The organism is Pelagimonas sp. (genome assembly GCF_050633425.1).
GTDB lineage: Bacteria > Pseudomonadota > Alphaproteobacteria > Rhodobacterales > Rhodobacteraceae > Pelagimonas.
Genome location: NZ_JBOEGM010000008.1, coordinates 19,642 through 44,228, shown reverse-complemented (window position 1 = coordinate 44,228; position 24,587 = coordinate 19,642). Strand labels below are relative to the sequence as shown.

General features: G+C 58.2%; 21 protein-coding genes. 5 read left to right on the top strand and 16 right to left on the bottom strand.

The genetic code is table 11. From position 1 onward, the window contains the following. Nucleotides 1-154: 154 nt before the first annotated feature. Genes ACRBB0_RS05765 through ACRBB0_RS05755 form a run of 3 tightly spaced genes read left to right on the top strand, consistent with a single transcriptional unit; the run spans nt 155 to nt 3,553 of the window. Nucleotides 155-1,831 carry an FAD-binding dehydrogenase gene (locus ACRBB0_RS05765; protein ID WP_431373457.1) on the top strand — a complete coding sequence of 559 codons (1,677 nt, stop codon included), beginning with the start codon at nt 155-157 and terminating at the stop codon, nt 1,829-1,831. 40 nt (nt 1,832-1,871) lie between these two features. Then, nucleotides 1,872-2,747, top strand: a complete 876-nt coding sequence (locus tag ACRBB0_RS05760) for a bile acid:sodium symporter family protein (protein ID WP_431373456.1) — start codon at nt 1,872-1,874, stop codon at nt 2,745-2,747. Beyond that, complete coding sequence (locus ACRBB0_RS05755; RefSeq protein ID WP_431373455.1) at nt 2,744-3,553, top strand: SDR family oxidoreductase; 810 nt, start codon at nt 2,744-2,746, stop codon at nt 3,551-3,553. The genes ACRBB0_RS05760 and ACRBB0_RS05755 overlap by 4 nt, the downstream gene beginning before the upstream one ends. A 27-nt stretch (nt 3,554-3,580) precedes the next feature. Here ACRBB0_RS05755 and ACRBB0_RS05750 read toward each other — a convergent pair whose 3' ends face one another. From ACRBB0_RS05750 to ACRBB0_RS05715, 8 genes are all read right to left on the bottom strand, one after another. Next, on the bottom strand, nt 3,581-5,035 hold the full coding sequence (locus tag ACRBB0_RS05750; RefSeq protein WP_431373454.1) for a M20 family peptidase: 1,455 nt from the start codon (nt 5,033-5,035) through the stop codon (nt 3,581-3,583). A 66-nt stretch (nt 5,036-5,101) separates the two neighbouring features. Next, entirely contained in the window at nt 5,102-5,617 is a 516-nt protein-coding gene (locus ACRBB0_RS05745) for a DUF4442 domain-containing protein (RefSeq protein WP_431373453.1), read from the bottom strand. Between the two features lie 110 nt (nt 5,618-5,727). After that, the gene (locus tag ACRBB0_RS05740) at nt 5,728-6,537 is read right to left on the bottom strand and encodes an SDR family oxidoreductase (RefSeq protein WP_431373452.1); all 810 of its coding nucleotides are present in this window, start codon (nt 6,535-6,537) and stop codon (nt 5,728-5,730) included. Nucleotides 6,538-6,824: 287 nt separating this feature from the next. Continuing rightward, the gene (locus ACRBB0_RS05735; RefSeq protein ID WP_431373451.1) at nt 6,825-8,006 is read right to left on the bottom strand and encodes an acetyl-CoA C-acyltransferase; all 1,182 of its coding nucleotides are present in this window, start codon (nt 8,004-8,006) and stop codon (nt 6,825-6,827) included. Beyond that, entirely contained in the window at nt 8,003-9,664 is a 1,662-nt protein-coding gene (locus ACRBB0_RS05730; RefSeq protein ID WP_431373450.1) for an AMP-binding protein, read from the bottom strand. The genes ACRBB0_RS05735 and ACRBB0_RS05730 overlap by 4 nt, the downstream gene beginning before the upstream one ends. A 68-nt stretch (nt 9,665-9,732) precedes the next feature. Continuing rightward, nucleotides 9,733-11,268, bottom strand: coding sequence for a DUF2306 domain-containing protein (locus ACRBB0_RS05725; protein ID WP_431373449.1), 1,536 nt, complete (start codon nt 11,266-11,268; stop codon nt 9,733-9,735). 81 nt (nt 11,269-11,349) lie between these two features. Then, entirely contained in the window at nt 11,350-12,288 is a 939-nt protein-coding gene (locus ACRBB0_RS05720) for a SphA family protein (protein WP_431373448.1), read from the bottom strand. A gap of 110 nt (nt 12,289-12,398) precedes the next feature. Beyond that, on the bottom strand, nt 12,399-13,805 hold the full coding sequence (locus ACRBB0_RS05715) for an aldehyde dehydrogenase family protein (RefSeq protein ID WP_431373447.1): 1,407 nt from the start codon (nt 13,803-13,805) through the stop codon (nt 12,399-12,401). 250 nt (nt 13,806-14,055) lie between these two features. Between ACRBB0_RS05715 and ACRBB0_RS05710 the strand changes: the two genes are divergently transcribed. Beyond that, nucleotides 14,056-14,595, top strand: a complete 540-nt coding sequence (locus ACRBB0_RS05710) for a MarR family winged helix-turn-helix transcriptional regulator (RefSeq protein WP_431373446.1) — start codon at nt 14,056-14,058, stop codon at nt 14,593-14,595. Nucleotides 14,596-14,998: 403 nt separating this feature from the next. On the opposite strand, the gene ACRBB0_RS05705 is transcribed toward ACRBB0_RS05710, so the two are convergent. The 5 genes from ACRBB0_RS05705 to ACRBB0_RS05685 form a co-directional block, all read right to left on the bottom strand. Further along, nucleotides 14,999-16,204, bottom strand: coding sequence for an FAD-dependent oxidoreductase (locus ACRBB0_RS05705; protein ID WP_431373445.1), 1,206 nt, complete (start codon nt 16,202-16,204; stop codon nt 14,999-15,001). Next, nucleotides 16,201-17,010 (bottom strand): ABC transporter permease, encoded by an 810-nt coding sequence (locus tag ACRBB0_RS05700; protein ID WP_431373444.1) that lies wholly within the window; start codon nt 17,008-17,010, stop codon nt 16,201-16,203. The genes ACRBB0_RS05705 and ACRBB0_RS05700 overlap by 4 nt, the downstream gene beginning before the upstream one ends. Beyond that, on the bottom strand, nt 17,003-17,770 hold the full coding sequence (locus ACRBB0_RS05695) for an ABC transporter ATP-binding protein (RefSeq protein ID WP_431373443.1): 768 nt from the start codon (nt 17,768-17,770) through the stop codon (nt 17,003-17,005). The genes ACRBB0_RS05700 and ACRBB0_RS05695 overlap by 8 nt, the downstream gene beginning before the upstream one ends. Nucleotides 17,771-17,832: 62 nt before the next feature. Continuing rightward, nucleotides 17,833-18,852: an ABC transporter substrate-binding protein gene (locus ACRBB0_RS05690; protein ID WP_431373442.1), complete on the bottom strand. Its 1,020-nt coding sequence runs from the start codon at nt 18,850-18,852 to the stop codon at nt 17,833-17,835. A gap of 43 nt (nt 18,853-18,895) precedes the next feature. After that, nucleotides 18,896-19,570 carry a GntR family transcriptional regulator gene (locus ACRBB0_RS05685; RefSeq protein WP_431373441.1) on the bottom strand — a complete coding sequence of 225 codons (675 nt, stop codon included), beginning with the start codon at nt 19,568-19,570 and terminating at the stop codon, nt 18,896-18,898. Nucleotides 19,571-19,644: 74 nt separating this feature from the next. Between ACRBB0_RS05685 and ACRBB0_RS05680 the strand changes: the two genes are divergently transcribed. Beyond that, on the top strand, nt 19,645-20,424 hold the full coding sequence (locus tag ACRBB0_RS05680) for a shikimate dehydrogenase family protein (protein ID WP_431373440.1): 780 nt from the start codon (nt 19,645-19,647) through the stop codon (nt 20,422-20,424). Nucleotides 20,425-21,098: 674 nt separating this feature from the next. On the opposite strand, the gene ACRBB0_RS05675 is transcribed toward ACRBB0_RS05680, so the two are convergent. The 3 genes from ACRBB0_RS05675 to ACRBB0_RS05665 all read right to left on the bottom strand — a co-directional run bounded on the left by ACRBB0_RS05675 (nt 21,099) and on the right by ACRBB0_RS05665 (nt 24,586). Continuing rightward, the gene (locus ACRBB0_RS05675; protein WP_431373439.1) at nt 21,099-22,502 is read right to left on the bottom strand and encodes a M20 family metallopeptidase; all 1,404 of its coding nucleotides are present in this window, start codon (nt 22,500-22,502) and stop codon (nt 21,099-21,101) included. 78 nt (nt 22,503-22,580) lie between these two features. Continuing rightward, a complete protein-coding gene (locus tag ACRBB0_RS05670) occupies nt 22,581-23,564 on the bottom strand; it encodes an ABC transporter ATP-binding protein (RefSeq protein WP_431373438.1) in 984 nt (327 codons plus the stop codon). Then, nucleotides 23,561-24,586 (bottom strand): ABC transporter ATP-binding protein, encoded by a 1,026-nt coding sequence (locus ACRBB0_RS05665; protein ID WP_431373437.1) that lies wholly within the window; start codon nt 24,584-24,586, stop codon nt 23,561-23,563. Before ACRBB0_RS05665 ends, ACRBB0_RS05670 begins: the two co-directional genes overlap by 4 nt. Nucleotide 24,587: the final 1 nt, after the last annotated feature.

The following is a 24,587-nucleotide window of genomic DNA, read 5'->3' as shown; positions in this document are numbered from 1 at the left end:
CCTGATCTGAGCGACATAGGCGGTTCAGTTGCTCGTTCAGCTTACCGTTTTTGAAGGCGGCGGTGAGGCCTTTGAATGACGCGGCGTCGAGCGAGATTCATCCTTTGCCTCTCTTTGCGTTCGATACAATAGTGAACGGGAGGGGGAACGACTTATGAGCCAGCACATAGACGCCATTGTGATCGGGGCCGGCTTGGCTGGTCTTGTTGCCGCAACCGAGGCCGCAGAAGCCGGGTTGCACGTTGTTATTGTCGATCAGGAGAGCGAAGCCAATCTGGGTGGGCAGGCGTTTTGGTCGCTGGGCGGGTTGTTCATGGTGGACACGCCCGAACAACGGCGGCTTGGTGTGAAGGACAGTTTTGATTTGGCCTGGGCCGATTGGCAGGGCTCGGCCGGGTTTGATCGCGACGAGGATCATTGGCCGCAAAAATGGGCGCGGGCCTATGTGGAATTCGCCGCAGGCGACAAACGCGACTGGCTGCGCGGGCTGGGTTTATCGCTGTTCCCGATTGTCGGTTGGGCCGAGCGTGGCGGAGTGGATGCGTCAAGCCATGGCAATTCCGTGCCCCGCTTTCATGTCACCTGGGGCACAGGCCCCGGTGTGGTGGAAATCTTTGAACGCCGCGCGCGGGCGCTGGAAGAAACCGGGAAAATCAGCTTTAAGTTTCGCCACCAAGTCGATGATCTAATTATTGAAAACGGAAGTGCCGTTGGCGTTTCAGGGTCAATACTTGCCCCCGATGATGCGCCGCGTGGGGCCCCGACCAATCGGGATGTGACCGGCGAATTTGAGCTGCGTGCCGGGGCCGTGATCATCTGTTCGGGCGGTATTGGCGGAAATCTGGACTTGGTGCGCCAAAGCTGGCCAGAGCGGCTTGGCACAGCGCCAGAGACGATGATCAAGGGCGTGCCCGCCCATGTGGATGGCCGGATGATCAGCATTTCTGAGGCGGCGGGGGTGAACACCATCAACAAGGACCGGATGTGGCACTACGTGGAAGGGGTGCGCAACTGGAACCCGATCTGGCCCGACCATGCCATTCGCATCCTTCCGGGGCCCAGTTCGATGTGGTTTGACGCCACCGGGCAGCGCATGAAGGCCCCCAATTATCCCGGTTACGATAGTTTGGGATCGCTGCACGACATCCTGGAAACCGGCTATGATTACAGTTGGTTTGTGCTGACACAGAGCATCATCAAAAAGGAATTTGCGCTGTCGGGATCAGAGCAAAACCCCGATCTGACCGGGCGCAATTGGAAGATGGTGGCGGGGCGTGCAATTGGCCCCAAGGCAACCGGACCGGTGGAAGCGTTTAAGGAGCATGGCGAAGACTTCGCCGTTGCCGAGACCTTGGACGCGCTGGTGGACAAGATGAATGCCATTGCCGGAAAAAACCTGATTGATGCCAATGTTTTGCGCCGCCAGATCGAGGATCGCGACCGGCAGATCGACAATAAATTCTCAAAAGATCAACAGATTATGGGGTTGCGCACCTTTCGAAACTATATCGGAGACAAGCTGCTGAGGACCGCCAAGCCGCACAAAATTTTGGACCCAAAACATGGGCCGTTGATTGCGGTCAGGCTCAACATCCTGACGCGAAAAACCCTTGGCGGGATTGAGACCGATCTGGGCGGGCGCTGTTTTGTACAAGAGGACGGGCGCGGTGCGCGGGTGATGACCGGGCTTTATGCAGCGGGCGAAGTGTCTGGATTTGGTGGCGGGGGATACCACGGGTATCGCGCGCTTGAGGGGACGTTTTTGGGCGGGTGCCTGTTCTCGGGGCGCCAAGCCGGGCGCGCCGCCGCCGCCGACCTAAAGCCAACTTAAAAAATACCACAGGTTACAGCGGATTTGGGAGGAGACGCGCATGGATATTATCGAGGTTCTGCCAGATGTTTTGCTGATTGCATTGGCTCTGGTGATGCTTGGGCTGGGTCTTGAGCTAAGCGTGCAAGACTTTGCCCGCGTGACCAAACATAAGGGCGCGGTGGTTTTGGCGCTGGTCTTGCAGATCATCTTGCTGCCGATTGCCTGTTTGGCGATTGTCTATGCCTTTGGTCTCCCGGCGGCTTTTGCCGTTGGGATGATGATCTTGGCCGCCTCGCCCGGCGGTGTGACTGCCAATCTTTTCAGCCACTTATACGGCGGAAAAGTGGCGATGAACATCTCGCTTACCGCGATAAACACGGTGCTGGCGATTATCACTTTGCCGGTGATTTCCAACATCGCCATTGCCATTTTTTCGCCCGAAGGCGCAGATGGCGCGGTGGTGCCATTGCAATTTGGCAAGGTGGCTCAGGTGGTGGCTGTGGTGCTGGTTCCCGTGTCGATCGGCATGACCTTTCGGCGGTTTGCACCGGCATTTGCCGCGCGCGCTCAAAAACCTTTCAAGATTTTTTCAGCCTTGGTTCTGGCCGGGTTCGCCTTGATCGCGATTGTCTCTGAACGCGCCGCCTTGGCCGAGAGTTTTGCCATTTTGGGACCGGCGGTGATAGCCTTCAATCTGGTGAGCCTGTTGGCCGGGTATTTCGTGTCGCGTGCCAGCGGATTGGATGAGGGCACATCGCGGGCAATCAGCTTTGAGATCGGCATCCATAATTCCACATTGGCGCTTTATATCGCGTTGTCTGTGCTGGCAAATTTCCAAATCGCCTTGCCCGCTGCGCTGTATTCGGTGTCGATGTATGTGACGGCTGTTTTGTTTGGGATTTGGGTGACGCGCCGCTCTGGGACCGCCGCATGAAGGTGATCGTGATCACCGGAGCCTCAGAGGGGATCGGTGCTGAGTTGGCCCGCCAGATAGCAGCCCGCGACAAGGGCCGCGCGGCGGTGGTTTTGGCGGCACGTCGGCAAGGCGCGTTGGACGCCGTCGCACAAGAGATGCGCGGGATGGGCACGCATGTTGAGGTTATTGTGACCGATGTCACGGATCGCGCAGCCTGCCGCCATTTGATCGACGAAACCGTGGCGCGGCTCGGCCGGATTGATGTGTTGATCAACAATGCCGGGATGTCGGCCCATGCCAATTTTAGCGACACCGGTGACGATGATCTGGCGTGGTATGAAACGTTGATGGTGGTGAATTATTGGTCGGTGGTTTGGTTGACCCGCGCCGCCCTGCCCCATCTTTTGGCGACCAAGGGATTGGTTGTCGGCGTCAGTTCTTTGGCCGGATTGGTCGGCGTGCCCGGGCGCACCGCCTATTGCAGCACCAAGTTTGCGATGAACGGATTTTTGGAAGCCCTGCGCGCCGAACTTGGCCACAAAGGGTTGCGGGTGATGCTGGCCTATCCCGGCACAATCGACACCGCCATTCGCAAGCAAGGTTTTGCACTGGGTGGCAAAGCGCCGGGTGTGTCAATGCTTAAGGACGACAAGGCGATGCCCGTTGCGACCTGTGCGCGGCTTATTCTGAACGGCATGGACCGTGGGCAGCGTGAGGTTTTGATGACCCCGAAGGCCCGATTTGGACGGTGGTTACGCTTGTTCGCGCCTGGGATGGTGGACCGTTTGGCGATGAAAGAGATCAAGGATGAGTTCCGCCCCTGATCCTGTTTCTGATCGTTTTATGGCGCGTTATTGTTTGGTCAAAAGCGCGCCGTAGAAGTTCATCCCGGCCTCAAGGTTGGCAATCGAGAGGCGTTCATCAATGCCGTGAAAGCGGGCAATATCATCGTTGGTGACTTTGAAGGGATTGATCCGAAAGGCATTTTTCGCGGCCTTGGCGTAGTGGCGCGCGTCGGTCGCGGCGATGGTCAAGCCGGGCACCGTGGCCAAGGGGCCAAAGGCCTGGGTGATTGAGGTTTGGATATGCGCATAGCCGAGGCTGGTTTCATCGGCGACCGGGGACGGTTCGGACGAGATGTGTTTGCTGAACACAAGCTCAATCTCGGGGTCGTCAACCGTCGCGCGGACATGGGCCACGACACTGTCGATGCTGTCGCGCGGATGTATGCGGAAATTGACAGTTGCCGAAGCCTCGGCAGCGAGGACGTTTTCCTTGTTGGAACCGGCGAGCATGGTGGGGGCGGTGGTGGTGCGCAGCATTGCGTTTGTGGTGGATGCGTCAGAGAGAACCGAATTCAACAGTGGCGAAAACAGCCATGTGTTGGCGAATAACACGCGCTTTTCAAGGCTGAAATGACGGCCGAGCCTGTCGAAAAACGCACCTGAGACGTCGGTTAATCCGCCGGGAACCGGGGTGGTTTGCAGGCGATCCACAGCGCGGGCGATGCGCCCGACAGCGGTGATCCGAGGCGGCAGCGCCGAATGCCCACCGGGCGCGCGCGCCACCAGTTTGACGGTGACATAGCCCTTTTCTGCGAGGTTGATGCTTGCCACGGGCACGTCGAGACCGGGGATGATATCCTGGAGAACAAAGGAGCCTTCATCGAGCGCCCAATCGAGAGTGATGCCTTGGGACATGAGGTGGTCAGCCACCGCCTGCGCCCCTTTGCCACCGATCTCTTCGTCGCCGCCAAAGGACAGGTAAACAGTACGTTTGGGGGCGAAACCGGTGCTGAGAAGGTGCTCGACCGTGGCCATAATGGCGATCAAGGCGCCCTTGTTATCCAAGGTGCCGCGCCCCCAGACATAGCCATCGGCGATCTCGCCGGAAAAGGGGGAATAGGTCCAACGATCCAACGAGCCAAAGGCAATGGGAACCACGTCGGAATGGGCGGCCAGAAGCACAGGCGCAAGACCGGGATCAGAGCCTTGCCAAGTATTGAGCAAGGTATTTTCCGCCAGAGATAAGCGCTCCAAGTTACTGGCAATGTTTGGGAATTCCGAATTTAGCAGGGTGGCGAAAGCATCAAAATCCGCCTGTTGACCGGCATTGGAAATCGTTTGCAATTTCACCGCCCGAGAGAGCGTTTGAACAGCGCCATCAAGGTCAGCACCAAGGGTATACGGCGTGGCATCGGCGACCGGTTGGGGCGTGAATGCCCATGTGTTGTAGGCCAATACTCCGGCCAATATTCCGACCATAGCGGCAAGGCTGGCCCCTGCCCTCATCAAGATTTTGCGCATGTATTCCCCCCTCAGCCTGCCCCACATTAGGAGGCCTGACACTGATGGAACCAGCACAACCTTGCGTCAGTTTGAGCGCGCTGATTTTGGAAACCACGCCATGGTGATATCGGTGGCAATGGGTTGTTCGCCGGTGCTATCCGTGAGCTGGATCGAGACCGTGACCTCCCCCTTTTCAAGCGTAAGCGCCGGGCGCAATTGGTCTTGGGGCAGCGTCGCAACTGCGTGGATGTCGCCGCGGATGGGTTTGTGCAGCTCGGCCTGCAAAGAGCGCACCACCACAACCGCGCCTTTGGGCACCCAATGCGCAAGCAGGATGCCAGCGGCAAATTCGCCGGGCATCTGGCAGACAACCCCATGAATGCCACCGACGTGATTGCGGAACTTGCGGCGGTTTTTCAGGCTCATCTCAACGCGATCCGGGGTGAGCACACGGGTGCGAATGCCGACAGTGGAATAGGCCCGGATCAAACGACCGAGGAAGACATCAAAGGCCCGCAGGCGCAAAGGTTCGGGCAGAAAGGCGATGCGATCCAGCACGGCATTGAGGTGGTTTTTCGGCAGGTTCAGGGAAGTGGTCATGATTTATGGCCCTCGCGCGCGACGTTGCGCTGGGGTTAGGTCACCGCCGGGCGCGCGCCAATCACGACGCCACGCAAGGTCAGCGGTTTCGTGACGTCACATGCCCCCGCCTAGCGCTTTGATTTTGAGGGGGTCTTGAGCCGGGCATCAAGCGCCGCCAGTTGTTTGCGCATCATGTTGAGATACATGGAAAAGGGCAAATAGCGTTTGAAGAGCCAGCTTTTAAACGCCGGTTTATGGGTGAGGATATGGGGCGTGCCCTTGGCCAGCCCACTTAGGATCGTGGCGGCAACGTCATCGGCGCTTATTCGGGCGCGTTCCACCATACGCGTGGTCATGGCGCGCGTCGCACCGTCTGACGCGCGCATGTTGCGGGCCAAATCGGTGCGAAAAAAGCTTGGACAGGCGACATGGACGGAAATGCCGCGCGGCTCCCATTCCAGCATCAAGGTTTCGCTGATCGCCAGAACGGCGGCCTTGGAGGCATTATAGGCGGCAGAATTTGGCAGATAGAGCATGGCCGCCATGGAAGCGATGTTGAGCATCTGGCTGCCGGGCGGCATGATCGGGGCGAGGGCCTGGGCACAGCGCACGCTGCCCAAGACGTTGATATCAATGATCCATTGCCAATCGTCGATGGGGGTTTGATCAAGCGGCCCCATCTGGGCGACACCGGCATTGTTGATCACAAGATCGACCCCGCCCCAGGTGGTTTGCAACCACGTGGCGACGGCGTTGAGATCATCAGTTGAGGTCACATCACAGCGGATGGCGGTGGCACCGATTTCTGTCGCGGTTTTCTGGGCTGCGGCGTGGTCAATATCGCCGATCAGAACCTGCGCGCCGGTCGCGGTGAGCTGCTGCGCCAAGGCGCGCCCCAAGCCCCCGGCCCCGCCGGTGATAAAAACCCGTTGTGTCATGGTGCCCGTTTGCCCGCCGTTTGCCCCTGTTTGAAGGTATTAAGCAGGGCGACGGGAGGGCGCGCAAGGGCGCAACAGCCAGCGTCGCAATCGAGGTGTCCTTGATCACTGCACCTCTGTGCCCCAGTCTCAGCCCGCATTGACGCTCATTGCAGCGGGCGCGGATATTGCAGATCTCGCGCTGAGGCCACTCGGTTTACGCTTTTGTCTCGTCCAACATTGAGCCCCCGCTTCCGATCATTTGGACGTGTCAGGCCCCGTCTTGGCGGTGCGGACCATGCGTGAGATCAGAAGATTTCGAACACCGCAGCCGCGCCCATGCCCCCGGCGATACACATGCTGACCACACCGTATTTTGCGCCTCTGCGGTGCCCTTCCAGCAAGAGATGGCCCGTAAGACGCGCGCCTGTCATGCCAAAGGGATGGCCGATGGAAATGGACCCGCCATTGACGTTTAGGAGGGCGGGGTCGATGTCCAGTTTTTGCTGGCAATAGAGCGCCTGCGAGGCAAAGGCCTCGTTGATTTCCCACAGATCAATGTCCGAGACATGCAACCCCGCCTTCCGCAACAATTTGGGGATCGCAAAAACCGGGCCGATGCCCATTTCGTCAGGCTCGCACCCGGCCACGGCAAAGCCCCGCAACGCCCCCAGCGGTATCGCATCTGACGTGGCCGCCAGTGCCTCAGAGACCACCACACAGGCCGAGGCCCCATCGGACAGTTGCGAGGCATTGCCTGCCGTCACGAATTGATCCGGGCCTTTGATCGGAGCGAGGCCCGCAAGATCATCCAGCGTCGTGGTGGGGCGGTTGCATTCATCGCATGTTACAGTCACCGCCTGTTTGCTGACGGCACCTGTTTCACGGTCCTTGATCGTCATCACGGTGTCCATTGGCACGATTTCTGCATCAAACAGACCGGCTTGTTGGGCTGCTGCGGTGCGCTGCTGGCTTTGCAGGGAAAACGCGTCTTGTGCGTCGCGGCTGATGCCATAGCGGGCGGCAACGATATCGGCAGTGTCGATCATTTCCATGTAAACGGCGGGCTTGTTTTGAGCCAACCACGCGTCTTGCATCGCGTTGGTGTTCAGGGTCGGTTGAACCATTGAAATGCTCTCGACCCCGCCTGCAACCACGGCAGAGGCGTGCCCCATCTGTACCGATGCATGGCCCATTGCGATGGCTTGGAGGCCGGAGGCGCAAAACCGGTTCACGGTTTGGCCCGGCGCGCTGACGGGCAAGCCGCCCCGCAAGGCGGACTGGCGGGCGATGTTCATGCCGGTGGTGCCTTCGGGGAAACCGCAGCCCAGGATGACATCCTCGATTTGCTCATCCGCGATCCCCGCGCGGGCAACGGCGTGCCTGATCACATGCCCGCCCAGCGCCGCACCGTGGGTCGCATTCAGCGATCCGCGAAAGCTTTTGGCGAGGCCGGTGCGCGCGGTTGATACGATCACTGCGTCTGTCATGGATTTACCTTTGCGTCTTCGATGTCTTGCAGGTCGCGCCACAGCACTTTGCCTGCGGGGCTTTTGGGAAGGCTGTCTACAAGCTCAAGCAAACGAGGGACCTTGTAGGCCGCCATGTGGTCTTGGGCCCAGGCGGTGAATTCTTGAGCAGTGAGCGTTGCGCCCGGTTTGAGAACCGCCACGGCTTTGACGGTCTGGCCGCGATAGGTGTCCTTTGCGCCAACCACACAGACTTCGGCGATGGCGGGGTGCTGGTAAAGACGGGCTTCGACCTCGGCAGGCCAAACCTTGTAGCCCGAGGCATTCACCATGCGTTTGAGCCGATCAACGATGGTGATGCGGCCTTGGTCGTCGGCATAGGCAAGGTCACCCGTTCGCAAAAGCCGTTTGCCCTCCAACGTGACAAAGCTCTCGTGATCCGCCTCGGGATTGTTCCAATAGCCGCGCAGCATTTGCGGCCCCGACACAGCGATTTCACCGACCTCTCCGGCAGGCACCGGTGTCAAAGTGTCAACGTCAAGCAGCACCAGATCTGTGTTCATCACAGGAAAGCCGACGCAGCCGCTTTTGGGGGTTTCGACGCTATTGTGGGTGATCGGCCCCATGGATTCCGTCATGCCATAGACTTCGACGAACTGTAGCCCGGTCAGATCGTGCAGCCGGGTTGCAACCGCCTCTGGCATCGCGCTGCCACCGCCATAGATCAGACGCAAACTGCTAAGATCGTCCGTTTTCAGCCCTTCGGCATTTAGCAGATCAATGATGGCGGTGGGCACTGTACACCATTGGGTCACGCCATAACGCGCGATCAGAGCGGCGGCGGCCTTGCGATCCCAGCGGGACATGATCACAATCGTTGCCTTTGTGGCAATTGCGACGTTCATGATGCCCTGCAGGCCGACGATATGAAACATGGGCGTTGCGCCCAGATGGACCTCATCGCCGGTATAGCCGAACCATGTGGCGATGACGTTTAGGGCATGGAGCGCCGAGGCGTGGCTATGAATGCAGCCCTTGCCCCGCCCGGTCGACCCCGAGGTATAGGGCATGACAGCCACGTCATCTACGCCAAGCGCAACCGGCGCATGGGGGCAATCCATCGCCATCATATCGGCCCAGTCGACGACTCCGGGACCGGGTGCAGCGGCGGTGGTCGTGACAAAATTAGGCACCGGGACCGCAAGCGGCGTCGGCAATTCTGATCCGTAATGGGCCGCAATCACATGGTCGAGTTTGCCAGAACCAAGGAGCGGGGCGACATTGGCAACAGTGTCTTGGGCAGAGAAAACCACTCGGATGCCCGCATCTGTGCAGATATACGACACCTCGTCCTGCCGATGCATGGCGTTGATCGGGACGGCGACACCACCGGCGCGGATCACACCGTAAAAGGCGGCCACAAATTGCGGGGAGTTCTGCATATAGATGCCGACACGGTCCCCCTTGGCAAGGTGGCAGACCTCTTGCAGATAGCCCGCGATACGCGTCACTTCGGAGCCGAGGGCGGCATAGGTCTTGGTGGCCCCGTAAAAGATCAACGCGGCTTTGTCTGGTACACGCGCCACCGCATCTCGCAGGTTATCATCCAACGTATGGGTCGCGGGCGGCAGTGATTTGGGCAGGCCCACAGGCCAATGATCGAAATGTGTCTGAAGCATCTTTATCCCGTCCAAACTGGTGTGGTGGCCGGCCCGATATGCAGGGCCTGCCGGGGTTTGAAACTGCCTTACCAAAGGGCCCGAGACTGTGTCTCGCGGCTGGTCATCATGCCGATGAAGCCGTTGAACGTGGGCGTCAGGATCGCGGCCCCTGCACCAAGCACATAGCCATGACCACGCTCAAGGTAGAAGGTCGGGATGACATCAAGCAGATACCACAAACCGTGGCCCCAAACGATCAGCGCCGGGGCAAAGGCAAAGTTCACGGCAAAGACCATGATCTCGTGCCAGAGGTTTTCGCGGCCTCGGCTTTGGAAAAAGAGCGCCAGCACGGCAAACCCCGTGAGCGAGAGACCAGACACGATATAGAAACCGCCCCCCGATGTGACGGCCATGACAGGGTCGCCCAGTTGCAGCCCCCAAAGGATCTGTTGCAGACCGCCCAAAATCGCGCTGACATAAAAGATATTGCGCGCAAGGCGGGAGGTGTCATCCCGCATCATCAACCACATGCCCGAGCCGATGGCCGCGGCGCTCAATATTCCAAAGACTGCGGTTTGCATCGGCTTGCCTGCATAAAGCGCCGCTTCGGCGGCCAAGGTGCTGGCGGGGGCAACGCCCTGTGCGACACTCCAGCCGCTAAGACCTGTGCCGGAGACATAGCTGGCCAGAACGGTTAGCACAGCCGCCACGGTTGCAAGGCCCAGAAAGATCTTTAACCCCATGGGTTGCGGTGCAATTTCAACCGGTTTGGAGCGCACCGGCGCAGAAGATCGGTTCCACGCAAACAGCACATAGCCAATCAGCAAACACTGCCAGAAGGTCAGAATATTCACGAGGTTGTTCACCTCGCCTTGGGTCAGGTGCGGGTAGAATGACCCTAACACGGCCCAGTCATAGCGCTGGATCGGCGCGTTCAGGAAGGCTGCGAACGTGTAGACTTGCAACCCCAGATGCAGCGCGAAATTCCGCTTTTTGATGAAGACGATTGCAAGCACCTGCGCGATGATCGTGCTGAGCGCGAGGAACCACAGCTGAACATGGAAGGCAAAGCCCTGATAGGTGTTCTCAATGCCGGTATGCACCATGTGGTAGATCGCGGCAAAACACATCGCGAACGTCGCCAGGATATAGGCCCCGCCAATGGCGCGGTGGGCTTTGCGATGCTTTTTGCGAAAGGACGGGGTGAACTGGAACATGCCAAGGATCAGAACCGCCCCACCCAGGATCATGTGCAGGCTGAGCGCGGATTTCTCGACCGGCTCCATGCTGTTGTAGTAGCGCACAGGGTCCGTATTGCCGTTGCTGCCAAACCCGAAATAGGTGCCGGTCACCATCGCTGTCAGATTGTTCCAAAGCGGATAGGCCTCAAGCGCCTCGTCAGCGATTTGCGCATAGGGCACGCCCTGATTGCCTGCCGCTTCGATCTTGTCATACAACTGGGCATGTTCGGGGTCGTAGTTTTGTGGCTGAAGTTTATAACCCGCGTCCCAGACCAAGAGGCTGTAGAACGCCAGCATCAGACAAAAAGCCCCCCAAAGCAGCAGTGACTTGGACAAGCGGCGCTCCTGCTTGCGAGGCGGATCAATCATTTGCGTGGTCATTGCGTTGTTCCTTTGGGCAATGGGAGAAGCAGGCAGCGCAAATCGGGCGCTGCCCCACAATTGTTTGAGGTGTCGGGGGGGTTATTGGCCGAAGCGCTTGATTGGGATGATCGCGTTTACCCACAAACGATCGCCGCCACCGGAATCCCGAACGCTCAGGTCCTTGGTGTACATGGCGTTGAAATTCATCGGGCCGACTTGTTTGGACACCGAAAGGCCAAGACCGCGCTGTGACGCATCTCCCCCCAACATACCGCCATAGGCCCCGTCTGGGTTCTTGTCGCGGCTGACTTGCTCGCGCAGGTAACCGACCCCGCCAAAGCTCCAACCATTGCCGACATCTTTCATCGCGGTCAGGTTGAGATGCACTTCGTCGCCGGATGTGTACCCGTTGTCTTTGTTTTCGAAGTTGGCAAAATAAAGCAGATGCGCAGAGGCATTCCAGCCGTCGCGAAGATAACTGACACCAACGCTTGGCGCGATGCTCCAGAAGTTCTGACCCGGATTGACCAGGCGCGTTTCGTCCCAATCGCCAGGGGTGAAAACACTGAGGCCAGCATTGACGAAAATGCCCGGAGCGGTTTGCCACGAAATATCAATCGGTCGAATTTCGATACTGCCCAGACCGGAGCTCGATCCACTGGCCAGTCCAAAGGGGGTTGGAATATCTTCGCTCTCGATGTCAATGAAGGGAATGGACAAGAAGGCGCGGTACTGTCCGCCCAGGATTTCGTTTCCGGGAACAATTGCGAATTGTAAAACCGTGTCGCGGATCGTGATATCCGTGGGGGTCTCGTTTCCGTCGGAGTCATAGTATTTCTGGAATGACAGGCCGTTACGGCTGCTTGCGGCAAGACCTGCGATAGGGGCTGGTGCCGCGATTGGCACGCCCATGGAGGCCCCCGGTGGGATTGTCGGCAAGACGCCGGGTTCGCGGGCTGTTGCCGATCCGGTCATTAACGTGGTTGCAAGCAGGCCGGTTGCTGCTTGGGTAATAATTGATTTTGGCGCGTTTCTCATGTCTCTCTCCCTCGTGATCATGTCTGCATCCTGTTTGCGCGCCACGGTGTGGGGCCGGTCCTCCCGGCCTGCCCCACACCGCGCAGCGGCGCGCAAGGTTTAGTTTCTCGTCACTGATGAATGACTTGGATGTCGGTATTTTCCATCAGGCCCTCGTCGCCAAATTCGACACCGAGGCCGGATTTCTTGACGCCACCAAAGGGGGCATTGGGCTGCAATGCGCCGTGTTTGTTGATCCAGACAGAGCCACATTCCATGCGCAGAGCCAGCGATTTGGCCTTGTCCATGTCGTTGGTCCAGATCGAGCCGCCAAGCCCGGCGTCCGATGCATTCGCCCGCTCGAGCGCGTCTTCGACATCGCGGTAGCGTAGGACCGGCACGGCGGGGCCGAATTGTTCTTCGGTGACAAGTGGATGATCGTCCGCCAAATCAGTCACAATCGTTGTTTCGTGGAACTGGCCGTCACCGGATGTGCCGCCCATTTGCACAGTGCCGTCTTGGGCTGCGGCCTCGACCAGATGCGCGACTTTTTCATGCTGGAAGGGCGTGGTCAGCGGGCCCATGAGCACGCCGTCGTCCATGCCATTGCCCATAGGCATGTTTTTGGCAACATTGACGAATTCCTCGACAACCGCGTCGTGAATATCTTCGTGCACATACATACGCTTCATCGCGGCGCAGGTCTGGCCGGTATTGATGAAGGCCCCCCAGAACAGACCTTCGGCAATCGCCTTTGGGTCCACGTCCGGCAAAATGATACCGGCATCGTTGCCGCCCAATTCCAGCGTCAGACGCTTCATCGTGGTGGCCGCGCTCTGCATGACCTTTTCGCCGGTCGCCGTTGACCCGGTGAAGACGATTTTGCGGATATCGGGGTGTTGGGCCATGGCCGCGCCGATGCTTGCGCTTTGGTCGTCAGACGTGACGACATTCAACACGCCAGCAGGCAGAATCTCATTCATGATCTGAACGGCCAGCATGGTGGAAAGCGGCGTAAACGGCGACGGTTTGACCACCACTGTGTTACCAGCGCGCAGGGCGGGCATAATGTGCCAAATCGCAATGATGACAGGCCAATTCCAAGGCAGGATCGACCCAACCACACCCAAGGATTTGCGGTGCAATTCGATGCGGCCTTCGTCCGTGTCTTGCAAGACCTTGACCGGCATGTCCAACGCGGCGGTGGACCGTGTCCAGACAACGGCACCGCCCAATTCAAAATGGGAACCGATGCCCCCCAGAGGCTTGCCGTTTTCACGCGTCAAAAGCTCAGCCAGATCACCGGCGCGGGCCTCTAGCGCGTCGGCCAAGGTGTTGATCACCTTTTGACGGTCTGCATCCGGCAAGGCGGACCACGCAGGATACGCGGCTTTGGCTGCGTTGACGGCGCGGTCCAGATCATCGAGGCTGGCGTTTGCGATGTTCCCGATGACCTCGCCCGTGGCAGGGTTCATTACGGCAAAGCTCTCTTGTCCGGCGACCTGACGGCCGCCGATTGTCATGCCCATATCAAGCATAAATCTCTCTCCCTAGTTCGGCGCTGTTTCCGGACATTGGCGGGGATGGAAGGCGAATCGCCTATTCTGACCGCTAATGCCCTAAAAAGGCTCCTGTATTTCCTCTGATCCGCATGGTGTCATGGCGGAATACAAAAACGATACCGATATAACGTTGCACTTGCAACATTAAGTTGCACGCGCAACATATTGCCTTTTTGGCAGGAGACAAACCGTTGGCTTAGACCCCGTATCGGAGTAAGAGACGCGCATGGAAAACCAAAACAAAGCTCCGGTTCGCGACGATATGTATTTCGTTGATGTCGAAGACCCAAATACGGGTGAGACATTTCAAACGCTGAGTATTTCGCGCACGCCAGCCATGCTGATGTCCTTTGCGGCCAACAAGTTTACCGAAGGGGCCTCAAATTACTTTAGCGACAATTTCGGGCTGGGCACGGTGGATTGGCGGATGCTTTTGTTGCTGGCCCGGACGCCGGGGGTCACCTCTGCGCAGGCCGCAAACACCATTGGTGTCGATAAGGGAACGGTCAGTCGCAGTGTGAGCCGGCTGACCAAAAGTGACTTGATCAAACTGGGCGAGCTTCATGCAAATGGGCGCAGCCGTGGTTTGACGCTAAGCCCATCGGGCCGGGCGCTGCACGACAAGGTTCTGCAAGCCGCGTCGAGCCAGAATAGTTTTCTCATGAAAGGGTTTGATCCGGCCGAAATTAGCGTTTTCTGCGATCTGCTTTTACGGTTCACCCAAAACCTGAACGAATTGATTGATCAAGGGAATAAGGCCCCCTAGCGGATGAGGGAGATGGTGCCGACTGCTGCATCTGCCGGGCATTGCCTGTACTGCAGGTGTCACATGCTGCGAGACCAAAGACCACCCAATGACAGCAAATACTCTGGGCCGTGTTTCTTCGCCCCTTGGAGTTCCAAAGCGTTACACGGCTCCCAACGACGCAGTTGGGGGCGTGGTTTTGAACATTTCCAGGGGTGAATGGCCGATTGGTGGCCTGCCGGTATGATCGACGCTGTCTTTTAGCTTTCGGTGTCGTGCCAACCGGTGTGATCGCAACATCAGCGGGTTGAAAAACGCATGGGTTCTGGGAACGGTTCACCACTTGCTGACCACAAGGCACCGGCGCTGCACTTGTTTGGGAACGCTGCGCGATTGTCCCCGCGACAGGTTGTGTGGCACCCGCCTATGTTGTCTGGCAGGCAGCGCGACCTGCGGCCTCTCCGGTGGCAAAGGCTGTGCCCATGACACGGATAGAGCCATAGGCCGCCGCATCCGCGCCGATCAACCGACCTGCGTAAAAGACGTTGTCCAACCCTTTGGCGCGCAGGCAATCCAGCGGGATATCAGCAAAGCCATCGCCACCGACCGAATGATACACCGGTTTTCCCGGTTCGGAATGATCTTCGATCGGCCAGGCCGCTTTGGCCACGCTGTCGGGACGCTGACGGCCAGATCGCAGGTCCTCGGCCGTCAAGTCATAGCGCGCTGGGGGATGACGGCTTTCGCGGACGCCGATTTGGGGGCCGGTTGATGCAAGATAGGCCTGCTCAAACCCTGGCACATGGTTGCGGAGAACCTCTACATAGTCATGTGCAGCCCCGCGCGCCGCTTGCTCGGCTTGGGTGAAACTCTCGGAGGACAGATCGGGCATCGCGTGATCGAACATCATCCACCACATTTCCCCGGTGCGCGGGACATCGGTGAAAATTCCACCATCAGTGCGTGCCGACGGATATTTGCCCCTGCGGTTATAAATCTCAAACGCGGCAATCACGGCGTCGCGGTTGATCGGGACGGACAGGTCGCGCCCGCCAATCCGGATGGGTGCAGACGCGGCCTGCAAATGGCCGCGATCATTGCCGATCCGACACTCTAGCCCCGCCAACATCGAAAGGTTGGCATCGCCCGTGGCATCAACAAAAGCCTGGGCAGCAACGCGCCGCCGACCCTCCATTCCCGCAAGTGTCACCGATTGAATGCGACCCGCTGTCCGGGCGACCGCCGCCACGCGGGTATGCAACAGAACGTCAACGCCTGCTTTGATCAAGACCCGATCCAGCGCAAGCTTCACCGCCTCGGGTTCCAGCAGGATAATCCAGTTCAGCGTGGTGGGAGAACAAAACGGATCGCAGGCAAGGCCCAAGCTCCGCAATTCATCCAACACAAGATCCGCGACCCCACCCACGGCTTTGATCGGTGTTTTGCCTTGCTGAAAGAAACCGCAATAGGCCAGCACATTTGACGTGGTCGCAGCCCCGCCTAAGAAGCCGTATTTTTCAACAAGCAGAACATCCGCCCCCGCACGCGCGGCCCCCAAAGCCGCACCGACACCGCCAGCACCGCCGCCCGCGACGACCACATCATAGTCGCATTCGGGCTTGCGGCTCATGCGCGCCAGCCAAGCAGGCGACGTTCGACAAATCCGATGAAGGTGCTCAGGATGACCCCCAGCAGCGACAAGATCACAACGCCCGCGAAGAGCCGTTCGAGATCATAAAGCGATCCGGCTTCGAGAATATAGGCCCCTATCCCGTATTCCGCCCCGAGCATTTCGGCAGCGACCAGCAAGATGATGGCAATGGCCAGTGAAATGCGCAGCCCCGACAAAATTCCCGGCATCGCGCCCGGCAGCACGATTTTCCGTACAATCGAAAACCACGACAGCCCGAAACTCTGTCCCATGCGAATAAGGGAGCGGTCCACATTGTCGACCGCGCCATAGGTGGCCACGACCGTCGGCGTAAAGGTGCCAAAGGCGATCAGCGCGTATTTGCTGGCCTCGTCAATCCCAAACCAGATGACAAACAGCGGCAATAGCGCAATTTTGGGAATCGGAAAGATCGCTGCAACCAAGGGCACCATCCCGGCTCGGACATAGGAAAACAGCCCGATCATGACACCGACAATAATGCCAATCGACGCCCCGATCGCGGCCCCCACCGCAAGCCGTTGGAGCGAGGGAACAAGATGTTTGAACAACAGACCGCTGTTCCACAGCTCTCCAAAGGTCGCCAGAACATCAGATGGTTTGGGGAGAGTGAGGGCCGAGATCCACCCCTGGCGGGTTCCGACTTCTGTGATCGCGATCAGAAAGACAAAGACACCCAGCCCAAACCAGCGCCGTGCCTTTGGAGCAAAGCCACCGCCGCGGAAACGGACTTCAATAGGTTGGGTTTTGACCATTGGATCAGACATTTAGCAATTCCTCGTCGGCCGCGCGGGCCTCGTCACGCATCATATCCCAAAGATGTGTTTGGATCTGTTCCAGCTCGGCATTCCCGTGGCTGCGCTCAGCCAGCGGCATGTCAATCTCAACCACTTCACGGATTTCACCCGGCCGCCGCGACAGCACAACAATCCGGTGCCCCAGACGCACTGCCTCGGCGAGGTTGTGGGTCACATAGGCGGCGGTAAAGGATTGGCGTGTCCAAAGAGCGACAAGGTCGTCCATCAACAATTCGCGTGTTTGGCTATCAAGCGCGGATAGGGGTTCATCCATAAGCATCACTGCCGGTTTCACAGCAAGCGCCCGCGCAATCGCGACTCGCTGCTTCATGCCACCCGACAGTTGCCGTGGCAGGGCTTTGCTAAAGTCACTCAGTTTGGTGCGGGCCAGAACGTCTGCGATGATCGCATCCGCCTGCCCCCCCTTGATCCCGTGATCTTCGAGCACGAGAGAAATATTGCCGTGAACCGACCGCCAAGGCAGAAGCGCAAAGTCCTGAAAGACATAGGTGAGTGGGTTGAGGCAGCCCTCGGGCGGCGTGCCAAGTTGCAGGACGCGCCCTTTGGATGCGCGTTCCAGCCCGCCAATCAGGCGCAGCAAGGTCGACTTGCCACAGCCCGACGGCCCCACCAAACAGACGATCTTGCCATTCGGAATATCGAGCGAGATGTCCCGCAAAACCTCAGTGTCGCCATAGGAATGGCTGATCGCATCAAGCCGAATGTCCATGAAGCTGCCCTTAAAAATAGAATGACTGGCCGCGACATGGGCGGCCAGTCTTTGGTCGTGACTTAGGCTTCGAAGGTCTCGACGAAGCTGGTGTCGACAAAGGTATCCATGGTGATGCTGGCGTCGATCAGACCTTCGGATTGGAACCAGCTCAGCTGATCTTGTACCGAAGCCGTGTTCAACCGCGCGTTTTCGTTGATCCGCATTGTGCCGTTGATGATCGATGGCGCTGCCTTGGCGCGTTCGCGGTCCGAATAGACATATTTGTGGATCAGATCGACCATCTCGTTCACACCGTCCTCGCCACCAGACTTGTCGATCATGGTCGAGTTGTAGTCAGAAGCCCCCATGCTGAATGCCTTGAGGAAGTCCGATGTCTGTTGCCGTTCGCTATCTGCATTTCTGGCCGAGGTGAACACGGTCGTGACCTGGTAATTCGGCAGGTAGTCGGAAATATTGCCGATGATATGCACCGCACCCGAGCCTGCCAAAGGTTTGGCAATATGGGGCACGATCGACCATGCATCGATTTGGCCGGACTTAAGCGCACCAATGATGGCCCCGACTTTTTGCAAGGGTGTGAAGGAAACATCGACACCCTCTGCCTGCGCCACTTTTGAGCCCATATAGTGGAACGAAGACCCGGCCGTTGAGATGCCGAACTTCTTGCCCGCAAGGCCCGCAGGCGATGTCAGACCCGCTTGGAACGCTGCGTCTGAGGCAAGGATTTTCTGACCGTCGATGCCGGGCTCTTCGCTCAGCGCGCCGCCGATCACCTTGATCGCCCCTTTGTCGGCAAGCGAAATCAGCCCGCCAGAAATCGCAGTGACAGCATAGTCCACGTCACCCGATGCAATCGCGACAGCCATCGGCTGTGCCGCTTGGAAAAACCGCAGTTCGACATCAAGACCGGCGTCTTTGAAATACGCCCGTTCAGCGGCGATAAAGCTGGCGGAATGTGATGTGAAGCGCAACGCGCCAACCACGATTTTCTTGTTTTGCGCAAGCGCAGGTGTCGCCAGCCCAGTGGCCGCAGCGGCACCAAGCAAACCCATTGTCTGACGTCTGTTGAAAGTGACCATTGTATCCTCCCTAATGATCTTATTTGTACTGTATCGTTGGTGTTCAGGCCCCTAAATCCGCGCCAATTTCCTCCTCAAGAAGGCGCATCGCACGGGCCTCCTCCCGCGCTATGATGGCCTCCTGTAACGAGGTGCGACGTGCGGCGCGGGCGGCAAAGTCAATGCGTCCCTCACGCAGAAGCGCCAACCGAAAGCGGCGCGACTGGCCGTAAAACTGTGCGGCCATATCCATCAGCCGCGGTGAGCCGCTCGCCGAGATGAGCGCCATGCTGAGGTCGCGGCAGGCCTCGTCCCACTCAAGGGCGGTCACGTCATCGGGGCAGTCTTGCACAAGGGCGTCGGCCCGACGCACCGCATGCAAAGCCGCAACCACACGGCTTTCCCAAGCCACATCGCCAAATTCCAGGGATCGTTTCAGGCCCAGTTTTTCAACTTCGAGCCGAACCAAAAGAATGTCGCGCAGGTCATCCTCGGTGGCGGATGTCACGCGAAAGCCGCGCTGGTTGGTCGCCTCAACCACACCTTCCGAGGTGAGGATTCGCAACGTTTCGCGCATGGAATGGTTCGAACCGCCATAAGACTGGCGCAGATCCGTGAGCTTTAGTTTCTGATCGGGGCGCAACACACCAAAGGAGATGTCCCGCCGGATCGCTGAGGCCAGCATTTCAACAACGGTATCGTCCTCAGACTTTCGACCACCAAAAAGCAATTTATCCACCTTTTCAGAAAATGTTGGATATTATTGCTGGAATTTCGGAGAGTGAGTCAAGACCGTTTTTGGAAAGGCCCCCAATGCCCATCACAGGAACCACCCAGATTTTCCCGATTATCGGACATCCGGTTTCAGGTGTTTTTTCACCGCCTGCGTTCAATTTGCTGTTCCAAGACAGAGGGTTGGACATTGTTATGGTTCCCATGGATGTCCCCGTTTCTGGCGCGAATGGGTTTTGGGATGTCCTGCGCGCCAGTGCCAACATGATCGGGTGCTCGGTGACGTATCCCCACAAACAGGCGGCTTTCGCGGCGATGGATGAATGCACGCCACGCGCAGCCCGGTTGGGGGCTGTGAACACGGTGAGGTGCAAAAACGGACGGTTGATCGGCGATGCGACGGATGGGTTGGCGATGTGCGCGGCAATCCATGCAACGGGGATAAAGATCAAAGATGGCGTAGCGCATATCCTTGGGGCGGGCGGTGGTGCCGGAATCGCCATCGTCGATGCGCTATGTGAAAACGGGATTTCCGAACTGGTCCTTGCGGAAACGAATGACGCGCGTGCGCAGGCTCTCCAAGCGCTGCTGGCTGAGTATTGGCCGGATGTACCCCTTTCGCAAAGCGCCGGCCCCTGCCCCATCCTGATCAATGCAACAACGCTTGGGAAAAGCATTGGAGACCCGGTGCCCTTCTCCAGCAAGGATATCGAATCTGCGGCGCTGGTCTGTGATGTCATCACGCGTGACACGCCAACCGCGCTATGCGAGACCGCGCAAATGCTAAACCGACCGATCGTGTCTGGCCAACAGATGGGGCAATGCCAACTCGAGATGCAGCTAAGGTTTCTATTGGGATGACAGGCGGTTGCACGGAGTGATGCCACCTGAAACAGCGACCGCAGGGGTGGGCAACAAAGGCGTGCTGAAATTGGTTGCGCGCGGGTTTTGCCCTTGGCTTTTGGCCAATCATCCTCAGGCCCGCCGCTACCGAGCCGTTTTAGGGGGCTTGGTGTGATCGGATCAGACGCACCGTTCGAAACAATGAAAACGCTGGGCTGAAAGTTCTGGGCCGTGGCGTCACCAAACCCGTCATGCCCGCGACCTTGAGAGGCAAGTGTGAGATTGCTTTCTCAGAGATACGACGACCGTCTCTCCTTGCTCGCACCTTGCGGCCACACCCCATGTCCAAACGCGGCTTCCACTGTGCCGATCTCAGCGGCCGTGGGTCCGATGTGTCGGTCTTGATCCACAACCCGCCCAACGCCAACGACATCTTGTTGACGATCATTTGGCAGAAACGGTCATCTTGCAGAATATGTCGTCGCATTACCGGAGTCTCGACCTCAGACCTCAACATCCTGCGCTGCGTCGGGATCGTTTCCTTTTGGGGGATAATGTCAGGCACTGGTTTTCTGATTGGTCACAAGAGAGGACGGTTGCAGCAAACGTCAATGTCCTGACGGCTGCAAACATCCCCGCAACGCCCGGCCTGAGAGAGCGCACAACACGTGGTGAGTGCGCTCTCAAATCGCTTAAGCGTCTGAGGAGACCTCCGGAACGGATGTCCCGATGTCCCAAAACAGACCTGTCATCACCTCGACGCCTTCGCGGCAGACGGATTTCAACACATGCTCATCGGGCGCGTGCTGTTTGCAGCCCATATAGCTGTGCGGCACCCACACCGTTGGCAGACCCAAAACATCGGCAAAACAATCGTTCGGCAAAGACCCAGCCAAGTTGGGGATCACATGCGGGTCTTTGCCTGTGGTTTCTTTCAAAGAGGCTTTGACGTAGCTCACCCAAGGGTGGCTTGGGTTCAAACGGGTCGCGCCAAACACGCCCTTGTCCAATTGCACAACCTGCACAGCTTGAAACCCATGGGCATCCAAATGGCGGCGCAGGGCTGGCACGATGTCACCCACATCCGTACCCACCACATAGCGCAGCTGACAGCGGGCAAAGGCCATAGGCGAAATGGCGTTCACCGGTGCTTCGGGGATGCCGGCCTTCATCGCCTGCACCGTGAAGCTGTTCCAGCCGTAAGCCCGTTCCGCTGGGGTCAAGGATTCTTCGCCCCAATCCTCATCCACCTTGGGGTCATCTGTGTGGTCCATCGGCAAAAGCGCCAAGGCGTCGCGGACCTCTTGGCTGAGACTTGTGGGCCGCCATTCGGGGATTTGGATTTGCCCACGCGCGTCAGTGATTGTCGCCAAGGCGTGGGTCAAAATGATCGCAGGATCGGCCAGGAGCCCGCCCCAATTGCCCGAATGATGGGCCCCTTCGCGCAGGTCCACAACCAGATCGAAACCAGCCCCACCGCGTGCGCCCATAAACATTGTCGGGCGCTCGGGGCTAAGGCGGGGGCCATCTGAGGCGATAAACACATCGGCTTTCAGGTATTCACGATGCATGTCCATCATCTCGGACAAACCGGGAGAGCCGATTTCTTCGCTCATTTCCATGACGATTTTGACGTTAAACCCAAGCTTGCCGCGCGTCTTCAACACGGTCTCAAGCGCTGCGATATTGACCAAGTGCTGCACCTTGTTGTCCGCAGAGCCGCGTCCGTACAGGGTCTCGCCTTCTTCGATCAATTCAAACGGCGTCAGGCCCTCCCGCCATTCGCCCTCTTGCCCCCAGATCACATCACCATGGCCATAGGTCAAAACCGTGGGCAAGGCCGGGTCCTCAACGCGCGCGCCAAGTAAAAACGGCCCGCCTTTGATTTTCGTGCTCGGGTTTTCATGGATGCTGCACTCAAAACCCATCGCCTCAAGGCGCGGCTGAATGGCTTCGACCAAATACTGTTCCAGCACGGCCTCTTGGGCAGGATTTTGGCTTTCACTCTTGTATTTAACCAAATCCGCAAGCTCGGACTGAAGGCGACCGCTTTCAAAATACTCGGTTGCTTGGCTCACTGCGTCTGCGCGGGTCATACCCTATTATCCTTGTCGGTTTTGTTCGGTTTTGAATTTCGTATGCCAGCATTTTGGCATGATCGGCCTTGCGCCGCGTCACGTTCCCATTGAGGTCTCAGCATCATGCAAATGACACTTGATCCGCCCATGCTCGAACGACTGGCTCCGCGGTGCATGATCGCTACAAAACTCAGTGGCAAGCGCGCAACGCGGGTGAAAATGGCATCCTGACGGCGGATCAATCGGGTTTGGATAAGCCATGCCAAGCTGCGTATCAGGCACGTCCATGTCGGGGTCAGGCGTCAACACAGAGTCCAAAAGCGCCTTGGAATAAGGGTGGCGCGTTTGATCAAACAGACCTTCGACGGTGTTTTCCTCGACGATCTGCCCCAGATACATCACCGCCACCTTTGTGGCCAAATGTTCCACCACCGCCAGGTTGTGACTGATGAACATATAGGTCAGGTTCAGCTCTTCGCGCAGCTCGCCCAACAGGTTCAAAATCTGACTTTGAACTGACACGTCCAAGGCTGACGTTGGCTCGTCGCAGATCACGATTTCAGGTTTCATCACCAGCGCACGCGCGATGGCGACCCGCTGCCTTTGCCCGCCTGACATTTGGCTTGGATAGGTGTTCAACACACGGCTGGGCAGCCCGACGATATCCAAAATCTCGCGCACAGATTTCATCCGCGAGGCTTCGTCGCCAACGTTGTGCACCCGCAATGGCAAGGCGATCAGATCTTCGATGCTTTTGCGTGGGTTCAGCGAGGAATACGGGTCTTGGAAGATCGGCTGAATGCGACGGGCCACCTCCATCCGGTTTTCGGTGCCCAGCGGTTTTCCATCAAACAAAACATCGCCCGTTGTCGGTTTTTCCAAACCCAGCAAGACTTTGGCCATCGTCGACTTGCCGCATCCGCTTTCTCCGACAAGCCCCAGAACGTCACCGCGTTCGAGTTTGAGCGAAATATCGTTGAGCGCGGTCAAGGGTTTGGCCGTACCAAACAACCCTTGTTTGACGGTATAGGTCTTGGTCACATTGCGCAGTTCAAGCACCGGTGTGGTCGCTTTGGTCATGCTGAAACCTCCGCGTTTTGTGTTTCTTTTTGGGCAAAGCCCGTGTCATCCACGCAGCGAAACGCGTGACTGCCATCGCCCGACACATGGCGCGGAATGTCACCGCGACAGGCGTCGCTTGCATAGGCGCAGCGTGTGCGGAAAATGCAGCCTGTCACATCGCCGATCAAAGACGGAACGATGCCCGGAATAGTGCCAAGTTTTGAGCCGCGCGCAGTCGTACCGGGCAAAGGAATGCAATTGATCAGACCACGGGTGTAGGGGTGGGATGGGGCTTTGAAAATCTCTTTGGCATCGCCGGTTTCCACCAGCTGGCCCGCATACATCACCGCCACTTTGTCAGCGATCCGCGCCACCACGCCAAGGTCATGGGTGATGAAAATCAGCGCCATGCCCATCTCTTTTTGCAGGTCCATCAAAAGCCGCAAAATCTGTGCCTGGATCGTCACATCGAGCGCCGTGGTCGGCTCGTCCGCGATGATTAACTCGGGCTCGCACATCAGGGCCATGGCGATCATCACCCGTTGGCGCAACCCGCCAGACAGTTGGTGCGGATATTGCGACAAGCGGCTTTCTGCGGCGGTGATCCCGACCTTTTGCAGCAGCTCGATGGCGCGTGCGCGGGCCACGGAGCGGCTCTTGCCGCCGTGCAGTAAAAGCGCCTCCATCAGTTGATCACCGATGGTGTAGGCCGGATTGAGCGAGGTCATCGGCTCTTGGAAAATCATCGACATCCGTTTGCCGCGCAAGTTCCGCATGGTCTTGGCATTGGCCTTGGTCAGCTCAATGCCATCAAAGTCCATTTTATCGGCGCGTGGACGCAAACCTCGGCCCAACAATCCCATCAGAGCCAGAGAGGTCAGAGATTTGCCCGACCCGCTTTCGCCCACGATACATAGGGTTTCACCCCGTTTGAGATCGAAATCAATGCCGCGGACAGCATGTAGAGTTCCGGTTTCGGTAGGAATATCAATCGTCAGATTTTTGACCGAGAGCACGGGGGGTTCATGTGACTGTGTCATG

Bases quoted from the DNA above. Each gene is read 5' to 3' on its own strand.
- ACRBB0_RS05725 (WP_431373449.1), bottom strand. From the start codon at position 11,268: ATGACCACGCAAATGATTGATCCGCCTCGCAAGCAGGAGCGCCGCTTG.
- ACRBB0_RS05715 (WP_431373447.1), bottom strand. From the start codon at position 13,805: ATGCTTGATATGGGCATGACAATCGGCGGCCGTCAGGTCGCCGGACAA.
- ACRBB0_RS05765 (WP_431373457.1), top strand. From the start codon at position 155: ATGAGCCAGCACATAGACGCCATTGTGATCGGGGCCGGCTTGGCTGGT.
- ACRBB0_RS05675 (WP_431373439.1), bottom strand. From the start codon at position 22,502: ATGACCCGCGCAGACGCAGTGAGCCAAGCAACCGAGTATTTTGAAAGC.
- ACRBB0_RS05735 (WP_431373451.1), bottom strand. From the start codon at position 8,006: ATGACAGACGCAGTGATCGTATCAACCGCGCGCACCGGCCTCGCCAAA.
- ACRBB0_RS05755 (WP_431373455.1), top strand. From the start codon at position 2,744: ATGAAGGTGATCGTGATCACCGGAGCCTCAGAGGGGATCGGTGCTGAG.
- ACRBB0_RS05760 (WP_431373456.1), top strand. From the start codon at position 1,872: ATGGATATTATCGAGGTTCTGCCAGATGTTTTGCTGATTGCATTGGCT.
- ACRBB0_RS05670 (WP_431373438.1), bottom strand. From the start codon at position 23,564: ATGACCAAAGCGACCACACCGGTGCTTGAACTGCGCAATGTGACCAAG.
- ACRBB0_RS05750 (WP_431373454.1), bottom strand. From the start codon at position 5,035: ATGCGCAAAATCTTGATGAGGGCAGGGGCCAGCCTTGCCGCTATGGTC.
- ACRBB0_RS05705 (WP_431373445.1), bottom strand. From the start codon at position 16,204: ATGAGCCGCAAGCCCGAATGCGACTATGATGTGGTCGTCGCGGGCGGC.
- ACRBB0_RS05740 (WP_431373452.1), bottom strand. From the start codon at position 6,537: ATGACACAACGGGTTTTTATCACCGGCGGGGCCGGGGGCTTGGGGCGC.
- ACRBB0_RS05665 (WP_431373437.1), bottom strand. From the start codon at position 24,586: ATGACACAGTCACATGAACCCCCCGTGCTCTCGGTCAAAAATCTGACG.
- ACRBB0_RS05720 (WP_431373448.1), bottom strand. From the start codon at position 12,288: ATGAGAAACGCGCCAAAATCAATTATTACCCAAGCAGCAACCGGCCTG.
- ACRBB0_RS05710 (WP_431373446.1), top strand. From the start codon at position 14,056: ATGGAAAACCAAAACAAAGCTCCGGTTCGCGACGATATGTATTTCGTT.
- ACRBB0_RS05680 (WP_431373440.1), top strand. From the start codon at position 19,645: ATGCCCATCACAGGAACCACCCAGATTTTCCCGATTATCGGACATCCG.
- ACRBB0_RS05700 (WP_431373444.1), bottom strand. From the start codon at position 17,010: ATGTCTGATCCAATGGTCAAAACCCAACCTATTGAAGTCCGTTTCCGC.
- ACRBB0_RS05695 (WP_431373443.1), bottom strand. From the start codon at position 17,770: ATGGACATTCGGCTTGATGCGATCAGCCATTCCTATGGCGACACTGAG.
- ACRBB0_RS05690 (WP_431373442.1), bottom strand. From the start codon at position 18,852: ATGGTCACTTTCAACAGACGTCAGACAATGGGTTTGCTTGGTGCCGCT.
- ACRBB0_RS05745 (WP_431373453.1), bottom strand. From the start codon at position 5,617: ATGACCACTTCCCTGAACCTGCCGAAAAACCACCTCAATGCCGTGCTG.
- ACRBB0_RS05730 (WP_431373450.1), bottom strand. From the start codon at position 9,664: ATGCTTCAGACACATTTCGATCATTGGCCTGTGGGCCTGCCCAAATCA.